7 protein-coding genes and 1 pseudogene are annotated in these 6,769 nt (G+C 61.5%); 4 read left to right on the top strand and 4 right to left on the bottom strand.

Going from position 1 to position 6,769, the window contains the following annotated elements:
* Positions 1-99: 99 nt before the first annotated feature.
* Positions 100-1,749 carry a BCCT family transporter gene (locus tag AC2VNO_RS09515; protein WP_486933913.1) on the bottom strand — a complete coding sequence of 550 codons (1,650 nt, stop codon included), beginning with the start codon at positions 1,747-1,749 and terminating at the stop codon, positions 100-102.
* 277 nt (positions 1,750-2,026) lie between these two features.
* Here AC2VNO_RS09515 and AC2VNO_RS09510 point away from each other — a divergent pair, with 277 nt between their 5' ends.
* On the top strand, positions 2,027-2,278 hold the full coding sequence (locus AC2VNO_RS09510) for a hypothetical protein (protein WP_486933912.1): 252 nt from the start codon (positions 2,027-2,029) through the stop codon (positions 2,276-2,278).
* Positions 2,279-2,387: 109 nt separating this feature from the next.
* Here the strand turns inward: AC2VNO_RS09510 and AC2VNO_RS09505 are convergent, their stop codons facing one another.
* Complete coding sequence (locus AC2VNO_RS09505; RefSeq protein ID WP_486933911.1) at positions 2,388-2,795, bottom strand: hypothetical protein; 408 nt, start codon at positions 2,793-2,795, stop codon at positions 2,388-2,390.
* Between the two features lie 202 nt (positions 2,796-2,997).
* On the opposite strand from AC2VNO_RS09505, the gene AC2VNO_RS09500 reads away from it, so the two are divergent.
* From AC2VNO_RS09500 to AC2VNO_RS09490, 3 genes are all read left to right on the top strand, one after another.
* The gene (locus AC2VNO_RS09500; RefSeq protein WP_486933910.1) at positions 2,998-3,897 is read left to right on the top strand and encodes a DMT family transporter; all 900 of its coding nucleotides are present in this window, start codon (positions 2,998-3,000) and stop codon (positions 3,895-3,897) included.
* Positions 3,894-4,475: a gamma-glutamylcyclotransferase gene (locus AC2VNO_RS09495; protein WP_486933909.1), complete on the top strand. Its 582-nt coding sequence runs from the start codon at positions 3,894-3,896 to the stop codon at positions 4,473-4,475. The genes AC2VNO_RS09500 and AC2VNO_RS09495 overlap by 4 nt, the downstream gene beginning before the upstream one ends.
* An 89-nt stretch (positions 4,476-4,564) precedes the next feature.
* A complete protein-coding gene (locus AC2VNO_RS09490; protein WP_486933908.1) occupies positions 4,565-5,767 on the top strand; it encodes a GGDEF domain-containing protein in 1,203 nt (400 codons plus the stop codon).
* A gap of 69 nt (positions 5,768-5,836) precedes the next feature.
* Here the strand turns inward: AC2VNO_RS09490 and AC2VNO_RS09485 are convergent, their stop codons facing one another.
* A complete protein-coding gene (locus AC2VNO_RS09485; RefSeq protein WP_486933907.1) occupies positions 5,837-6,604 on the bottom strand; it encodes a MauE/DoxX family redox-associated membrane protein in 768 nt (255 codons plus the stop codon).
* A 52-nt stretch (positions 6,605-6,656) separates the two neighbouring features.
* Positions 6,657-6,769: pseudogene (locus AC2VNO_RS09480) on the bottom strand (carbohydrate ABC transporter permease); the annotation flags it as partial.

The raw sequence follows: 6,769 nt of genomic DNA, 5'->3' as shown, positions 1-6,769 counted from the left end.
CGCGAACCCCCCCCCTCCCCCGCGGCCAACCCCCCCGCCCGCCCGCCCCACCCCCCAGCGCCCGCGCCCGGCCAATTTCGAGCGCGCCGCAGCGCTCGATCACGCCTCCCCAGCGCGCCGGTGACGCAGCTCACCGTTGAGCGCCTTGATAATGGTGTAACACATCAGCAGCATCACGATGGAGAAAGGTATCGCCGTCGCCGTCACCCCGGCCTGGAGGGCCGCGAGGCCGCCACCTAGCAGCAGCACGATGGCAATCAAACCCTCCACCACGGCCCAGAACATACGCTGAGGCCTGGGCGCATCGATCTTGCCGCCGGCGGTAATGGTATCGATCACCAGCGAGCCGGAATCCGACGAAGTGACGAAGAAGATCAACGCCAGGGCGATACCGATGGTCGACATCAGACCTGTCAGCGGCAGTTCGTTGAGCATGCCGAACAGCGACAGCTCGGGCCGGTAGTTGTCGATCACGTACTCCCTGACCAGGCTGGTATCGGGTGCGGCATAGAGCTGATCGAGAGCGACGCTGCCGAAGACTCCCATCCAGATGAAGATGAACAGGCTGGGGATCAGCAGAACGCAGGTCACGAATTCGCGCACCGTGCGCCCCCGCGACACCCGCGCGATGAACATGCCCACGAACGGTGCCCAGCTGATCCACCAGGCCCAGTAGAAGATCGTCCAATCCTGACGATAGGCATCGTCGTCACGACCGAAGGGAGCCGATAGCGGAACGAATTCGGTCACGTAGGTCACCAGCCCCATCCAGAAGCCGCTCAAGGCCACCAGCGTCGGCCCGGCCAGCAGCACGAAGAAGAAGAAGAGCACGGCCATGCACATGTTGAACTCGGAGAGCTTCTTCACCCCGCCCTCGAGACCGCGCCATACCGAGACCAGCGCCACCGCTGTCACCAGCAGGATGATGATCACCTGAGCGGTAGCGCTGACTTCCAGGCCGAAGACGAAATTCATCCCCGCATTGGCCTGCTGCGCGCCGAGCCCGAGCGAGGTGGCCAAGCCGAACAACGTGGAAAACACCGCCAGGATGTCGATCACGTGCCCCCACCAGCCCCATACCCGCTCACCCAGGATGGGAAAGAATGCCGAGCGGATCGAGAATGGCAGCCCCTTGTTGTAGGTGAAGATCGCCAGGGCCAGCGCCATCACCACATACACGGCCCAGCCGTGGATACCCCAATGCAGGTAAGTGCCGGCCAAACCCAGGGCCGTCGCTTCGGGAACGGCCGCCAGGTCGAGCTCGCCGTCGGCCCCGAACGGCGACGCAACGCCCAGCGGCAGCGAAACGTTGGCATGGTAGACCGGCTCCAGCACGCCGAAGAACAGCAGCCCAATGCCGATGCCGGCGGCGAACAGCATGGCAAACCATGAGAGGTAGCCGTAATCCGGCCGCGCATCGGGACCACCCAGGCGCACCGAGCCGTAGGGCAACACGATGAGAGCGATACAAAACAGGATGAAGAAATCCACGACCAGCATGAAGTACCAATCGAGGGTGCCGGTGGCGAATGCGACGATGGCTTGGAACATGTTCCCCGCCCGCTCCGGAAACAGCAGGGTGAGAACGATGAACACCACCGACGCCAGTGCCGAGACGACGAAGACCCGGTTGTGGATGTCGAAGCCGATGGGGCCCAGCTGGCCTTCGATGTTGTCCTGGCCAACCGTATAGTCCGTCTGCATGTCGCTCGACAGGGGAGGCGAATCCGGGTCGTTCGGGTTATTCATCACGGAACGTATCCTTTATTTTGGAAAAATGATGCCTCGTCATCGTATGTAACATACGGGCCTGACTCTCCATTCGCCATGTACTACCGTTCAGCATGGCAGGCGCGCAAGGTTTCTGATGGAAATGCAGCGGCCATCTATACTGACATCGCCAATGCCATGACACGGTGCGACGACGCCCTGCGTAACGCCCAAATGGCAAACCAGACGAACACAACAACATTCGGCCGGCCCCAGGGTGGAGTCGCTAGGGTCTAGCCCAACGGGAGAAAGCACCATGTTCAGGAAACTCTTTGCCGCACTGGTACTGATGGCTTTCATGGCACCTGCCTGGGCACACATGTGCCCGGCGCTGATGTCCGATATCGACCAGGCGCTGGAGGATGATGAAAAGGTTGCCCAGCTCAGCGAAGACGAGCTTGCGCGAGTACGTGACTTGCGCGAACAGGGCGAGCAGTACCACAACGACGGCGATCACGACCAATCCGAGGAAGCGCTGAACGAAGCCAAGGAGATTCTCGGCGTCTGACCGACCATGCCGGGCACGGGTCAGCTGCGCCCGGTTTCGACACCCATGAACAACCGAGCCCCACCGGTGTGGGGCTCGGTTGTTCATGGGTAATGCCTAGACGCGCAGCTCACTCTCCCGGCCCAGGACAGCGCATCAAGGTGACTTCGTGGTCCTCGCGATCCAGGTAGGTCAGCGTCATCACCTCATCCTCCTCCTCGAGGGACATACGAAGCCGTTCGTCATTCGCTATATTGTCGCCTGGGCAGTCGAGCTGAGCCTCCCAAGCGTTACTCCCTTCTTCCGTCACCTCCATCTCGCAGGAGACCTCTGTCCCTTCGAAACGCGATGGGCCAATGGTGATGGCACGGTCCTCTTCACCGTCGCGCCCGCACAGCGCCGGCTCTGTGGCCCAGCGCCCAGCATAGGCAACCGCATCTTCGAGCGAGGGATCGTCCTGAGCCTGTGCCTCGTTGCCACAACCGGCCAGTCCCAATGCGGCACACAGTGCCACCCATCCGTAGTGTCGTAGTTCCATGGTTTCACCTCGACGCTAACGTTGTGTGTGTCAGTACTCGCATCCCTTAGGGTAGACCAACCGAGGCGAGTGCCAGCCGAGGTGCGGCAAGCGGCAACACGGTTAGCCTACTCATGATTTGCACCGCAGGGACAGCTCTATATCATGATGCCTTCCGCTTGCTCCGGGACATCGGGGCCGGCTCCCTGTTCGAGAGACTGCCATGCCGCTGCTCTATTTTCTGGCCCCGCTGGGCGCCGTGCTGATCTGGTCGGGCAACATGACCATCAACCAGCTTACCGTGGGCGCCATCGCGCCCAGCAGCATCGCCTTTCTGCGCTGGCTATTGGCACTGGTCCTGCTCACCCCCTTCCTGCTGCCGGCCGCCTGGCAGCACCGCCATACCATTCGCCGGCAGTGGGCCAAGCTCGCCATGCTGGGTCTGCTGGGCATGGGGCTTTGGCAAGGGCTCGCTTATGTCGCCGCCGAGACTACCTCGGCCACCAACATGGGCATACTCGCCGCCATGGTGCCTCTTCTCACGGTGCTGCTCAGCGCGCTGATCCTGCGCGAGGCCCCGAGCCTCGGCGGTACCCTGGGGGGGTTGCTTGCCCTGTTCGGCGTCATGGTGCTGCTCGGGCGTGGCGACCCGCTCTCACTGCTTCAGCTCGAGGTGGCCCTGGGCGACTTGCTGATGGTCATCGCCGCCACCTGTTACGCGTTATACGGCGTGATGCTCAAGCGCTGGCCCCTGGACCTGCCCCCCTGGGTGCTGTTGTACGCTCAGGTGGTCTTCGCCGTGCTGTTCCTGCTGCCCCCCTACCTGATGGGGCCGATGACGCCGGTGGATAGCCAGAACGTCTGGTTGATCCTTTACGCCGGTATTCCGGCCTCCATCATCACGACTTATCTGTGGATGCGGGCAATCCGGCAGATCGGCGCCAGCCAGGCCAGCATCTTCATCAATCTGATGCCACTGTTCAGCGCGCTGATCGCCATGGCCTTTCTCGGTGAGAACATCGCTGCGTTCCACCTGGTCGGTGGCGTGCTGGTGCTGGCCGGCGTGCTCATGGCACAAACCCTGACCCAACCTCTCATACGCAGAGCCACGCGCAGCTTATGACACTCGACACCACAGGACTCAATCGGGAAAGAAACTTCTTCACGGCCGGACAGTCGCTGTGGCTGTTCGGCTACGGCTCGCTGATATGGAAGGCCGAGTTTGCCTTCCATGAACGTCGTCCTGCGCATATCGAAGGGTGGGCTCGACGTTTCTGGCAGGGTTCTCACGACCACCGCGGCACCCCCGGAGCGCCAGGCCGGGTGGCCACCTTGGTCGAGTCACCCGGCTCGATCTGCCACGGCATGGCCTATCGCATCGATGCCGATGTACTCGGCCCGCTGGACGTACGCGAAAAGAATGGCTATCTACGCGAGCAAGTGACGCTGCATTTCGCTGACGGCGACCGTGCCGAAGGGCTCATTTATCTCGCTGCTGAAGACAATGCCGCCTTTCTCGGCGAAGCCCCGCTAGACGAGATTGCCTACCAGATCGCCGCCGCACACGGTCCCAGCGGCCCCAACCGCGATTATCTGCTGAATCTCGCCACGGCACTGGAAGATCTCGGTGCCCAGGACTATCACGTCTTCGAACTGGCGAAGCGGGTCGGGAACATCCGTGGGGAGAAGAGGAAAAGGTAAAGTCAGTTCAAGCTTGGCCGATAACCCTTTCAGAGCACCAAGCCTATAAATTGGTGCCATCACGTGAGGGACCGGCTGTGAAAGAAACCTTGCTGAAAGCCGTTGAGTCGGACCTGAGCCGACCTTGGTATCGGCTGCGTTTCAGTCCCGAGGTAGAAGCACGCTTCGAGGCGGATACCGCCGCTCGACGCAGTCGACACTTGCTGATCGCCGGCATCGTGGCGCTGGTCATTTACGACCTGTACATCTTCAACGACTACGTCATTCGTCCCGAGTCACTCCATTTCTCCGCCTGGGTCCGCTTCGGCCTGATGACTCCCTTGGGAATCGCAGCTCTCTACAGCGTACACCGCGGCCTGTCGCCGGTCATGCGGGAAGCGACGATGTCAGCCACGTTGATCCTGGCCATGCTGTGTTCCAACCTGATCTTCTTTGCCTCCAAGGCCCCCTATTCCTTTCTCGATACCTTCTCGTTCGGTTTGATCCTGGTGGCGGGCAATATCCTCTTCTCGTTACGGTTCGGCTTCGCCATCGTATCGTCGCTGCTCTGTGGCATCATCATGACGGGCTTCGTGGCGGCCTATGGCTACATGGACAGTGCCGTAAAGATCAACACCATGGTTGTCTTTTCCTCGAGCGCCATTTTCACACTGGTAGCCAACTTCCGCCTGGAAGCCAGCGAGCGATTTTCCTATCTACTGCTGCTGAGCGAGCAGCTCAGGGCGAGCGAAGCGCTGCACGACAATCAGACCCTGACCAGAATCTCGATGACCGATGCCTTGACCGGCGTGGCCAACCGTCGTCACTTCGACAACATGCTGATCCAGCGCTGGGAGGAGGCAAGCAATGAGCGCACCATGCTGGGCATGCTGGTCATCGACATAGACTGCTTCAAGAACTACAACGACCGTTACGGGCACTTGCAGGGGGATGCCTGCCTGCGTCAGGTCGCGGTGGAAATACAGCGCCATGTGCGCCAGGAGGGCGATCTCGTGGTGCGCTATGGTGGTGAGGAGTTCGTCGTACTGCTGCCGAATGCTTCAACCACCTCGGCCTACCAGGCCACCGAGCGTATCCGCCGCGGCATCGAGGCACTTGCCATACCCAACGAAGGCGTCAAGCATTCGCCCGTGGTCACCGTGAGTATCGGCACTGCCGTGGTCCGACCTACCTCGAGCATGACTCCCTCTTCCCTACTCCTGCGTGCCGATGAGGCGCTCTACCAGGCCAAGCGCGAGGGGCGCAACCGCAGCGTGCTGGCGCAACTGCAGGACGGCCCGCTACCAGCTTGAAGACTCGCAGGAACATGACGGTACCGCTACGACTGAGCGAGTGCCAAATGGCGAGCCCAGGGGGCGGCACTACAGCACATACATGCGCAACGGCATCCAGATGCCCATGCCGACCATGATCAGATTCTCGGTCAGCGAGACGAAGCCCAGCGGTACCTTGCTGTCGCCACCGACACAGGCGCACTTGAGCTCACGCTTGTCGATATAGACCGCCTTGAACACCGAGACGGCACCCACCGTGCCGCTGAACAACGCTACGGGAGCGGCCAGCCAGACCAAGACCCCCGCCAGCATCAGGATGCCCGCCAGCGTCTCGGCATAGGGGTAGACGTAGCCATAGCGCACCTGGCGCTGAGCCAGCAGATCGTAGTTGAGGAACATGGTGCTGAAGCTCTCCACGTCCTTGAGCTTCTGCAACCCCAGCAGAGTCATGGCAATGGCCACGAAGTACTCCGGCATCCTCGCGCTCAGCAAGGAACCGGTCGCGGTCCAGCTTACGGCAAGCCCCATCAGTAGCGCCGTGGCAAACAGTGCGATCACCGGCTGGTAGGTGGTTTCGTCCTCACCCGGCGAGTCCTTGCCGAAGTACTCGCGCAGCTCGTCGTAGCCGCCGATGCGCCGGCCATCGATGAAGGCCTGGGGCGTGGTATCGACGTCATGCGTCTGCTTGAATTCCTCCGTCTCCTCCCGCGTGGTCAGGTGGTGATCCTCCACCTCGAAACCCTTGCGTTTCAGCAGGTCCTTGCTCTTGAGGCCGAAGGGGCACAGGTGCTCCTCCATGACCATACGGTAGAGCTGGGCCTGCTTGCCCTTCCCCGTCGTCTGTCCTTGAGCCATGACATCTCTCCTCGGGTCGTGCATCCACCCCAAGGGTAGTCAATCGGGTGGGTTAGCGAATTCCCGCCCTGAGGAACGACTGCACGAACTGGCGCTGGAACAGCAGGAAGGCCACCAGCAGCGGCGCGATGCTGAGTAGGGTGGCGGCACTGACGGTGGCCCAGT

This window comes from Halomonas sp. TH-94, assembly GCF_057473365.1.
The sequence above is the reverse complement of the archived record's forward strand: the minus strand, read 5'-3'. Positions and strand labels throughout refer to the sequence as shown.

Coding starts and splice junctions, on each gene's coding strand:
- AC2VNO_RS09500 (WP_486933910.1), top strand. CDS start 2,998: ATGCCGCTGCTCTATTTTCTGGCCCCGCTGGGCGCCGTGCTGATCTGG.
- AC2VNO_RS09505 (WP_486933911.1), bottom strand. CDS start 2,795: ATGGAACTACGACACTACGGATGGGTGGCACTGTGTGCCGCATTGGGA.
- AC2VNO_RS09515 (WP_486933913.1), bottom strand. CDS start 1,749: ATGAATAACCCGAACGACCCGGATTCGCCTCCCCTGTCGAGCGACATG.
- AC2VNO_RS09510 (WP_486933912.1), top strand. CDS start 2,027: ATGTTCAGGAAACTCTTTGCCGCACTGGTACTGATGGCTTTCATGGCA.
- AC2VNO_RS09495 (WP_486933909.1), top strand. CDS start 3,894: ATGACACTCGACACCACAGGACTCAATCGGGAAAGAAACTTCTTCACG.
- AC2VNO_RS09485 (WP_486933907.1), bottom strand. CDS start 6,604: ATGGCTCAAGGACAGACGACGGGGAAGGGCAAGCAGGCCCAGCTCTAC.